Source organism: Mycobacterium kyorinense, from assembly GCF_001672775.1.
In the GTDB taxonomy this organism is placed as follows: Bacteria; Actinomycetota; Actinomycetes; order Mycobacteriales; family Mycobacteriaceae; genus Mycobacterium; species Mycobacterium kyorinense_A.
Genome location: NZ_LZKJ01000048.1, coordinates 1 through 1,318, shown reverse-complemented (window position 1 = coordinate 1,318; position 1,318 = coordinate 1). Strand labels below are relative to the sequence as shown.

At 62.7% G+C, this 1,318-nt stretch carries 1 protein-coding gene; it reads left to right on the top strand.

The genetic code is table 11. The annotated features are described in order from the left end of the window. The first annotated feature begins 257 nt into the window (after positions 1-257). A complete protein-coding gene (locus tag A5707_RS04195) occupies positions 258-1,304 on the top strand; it encodes an IS110 family transposase (RefSeq protein ID WP_065013267.1) in 1,047 nt (348 codons plus the stop codon). Positions 1,305-1,318 lie beyond the last annotated feature (14 nt).

The window sequence follows — 1,318 nt, the reverse complement described above, 5'->3', positions numbered from 1 at the left end:
CGCTCAGTGTCAGGGTGATGGTGCTGCGTTGCGGTGTGTCGGCGTGACAGGGCCGCTTCGCGGTGGTTGGTTCCGGATCACTTGGTGTCTGACTCAGGGTTTTGCGTGTCGCCTTCGGGTTGACGTTGAGCGTGTTTTGTCGGCATCAGGTGTGAAGGACCGGCCGACGTGACCTGATAGGAGCGTGGCTTCGCCCCCACTGAGCTATGTCCGCCGACCGGCCCAACCGTCACCTCTGAGTAAAGGAGGCAACCACCATGGTTGTTGTTGGAGCCGATGTGCACAAGCGGACACACACTTTTGTGGCCGTCGATGAAGTCGGACGCACACTGGATCACAAGGTCGTTAAGGCCACCAGCGCCGGGCATGTGTCGGCGATCGTGTGGGCGCGTGAGCAGTTCGGCACTGATTTGGTGTGGGGCATCGAGGACTGCCGCAATATGTCGGCTCGACTGGAACGCGATCTGCTTAGCGCCGGTCAGCAGGTGGTGCGGGTACCGACCAAGTTGATGAGCCAGATCCGGGCCTCGGCGCGCACTCGCGGCAAGTCTGATCCCATCGATGCCGCGGCGGTGGCGCGCGCGGTGCTGCGAGAACCCAGTCTGCCGGTGGCTTCTCACGACGAGGTCTCCCGCGAGTTGAAACTCTTGGTGGATCGACGCGAAGTCCTTGTGGCCCAACGCACCGCGTCGATCAACCGGCTGCGGTGGTGGGTTCATGAACTCGACCCAGAACATATCCCGGGTGCGCTGGACCGCGACAAGCATCAGCAGGCGTTGTGGCCCGTTTTGGACAGATATTCGGGTCTGGTGGCTGAGCTGGCCGGGGAGGAATTGTTGGACATCATCACGCTCACCGACAAGATCACCCTTTTGGAAAAGCGCATCAGCGCCCGGGTGCATAAGGTCGCCCCGGCCCTGCTGGAAATGCACGGTTGTGCGGAGTTGACCGCCGCCAAGATCGTCGGCGAAACCGCCGGCATCACCCGGTTCAGCAGCGAAGCCGCCTACGCCCGCCACGCCGGGGCGGCGCCGATTCCAGCGTGGTCGGGCAACACCACCGGCCGGGTGCGGTTGAGCCGCTGCGGCAATCGCCAACTCAACGCCGCCCTGCATCGCATCGCCATCACCCAGATCCGCCATCCCGGCCCCAGCCGGACCTACTACCGCAAGAAGATCGCAGAAGGCAAAACCAAAAAAGAAGCGCTGCGCTGCCTCAAACGCTTCATCGCCCGCGACGTCGTTCAACGCTTACGCACCGACCACCAAACCAACCTTCAACCACCACGACACGCGGCCGCTTGACATAGGAGCAACAC

Coding starts and splice junctions, on each gene's coding strand:
- A5707_RS04195 (WP_065013267.1), top strand. CDS start 258: ATGGTTGTTGTTGGAGCCGATGTGCACAAGCGGACACACACTTTTGTG.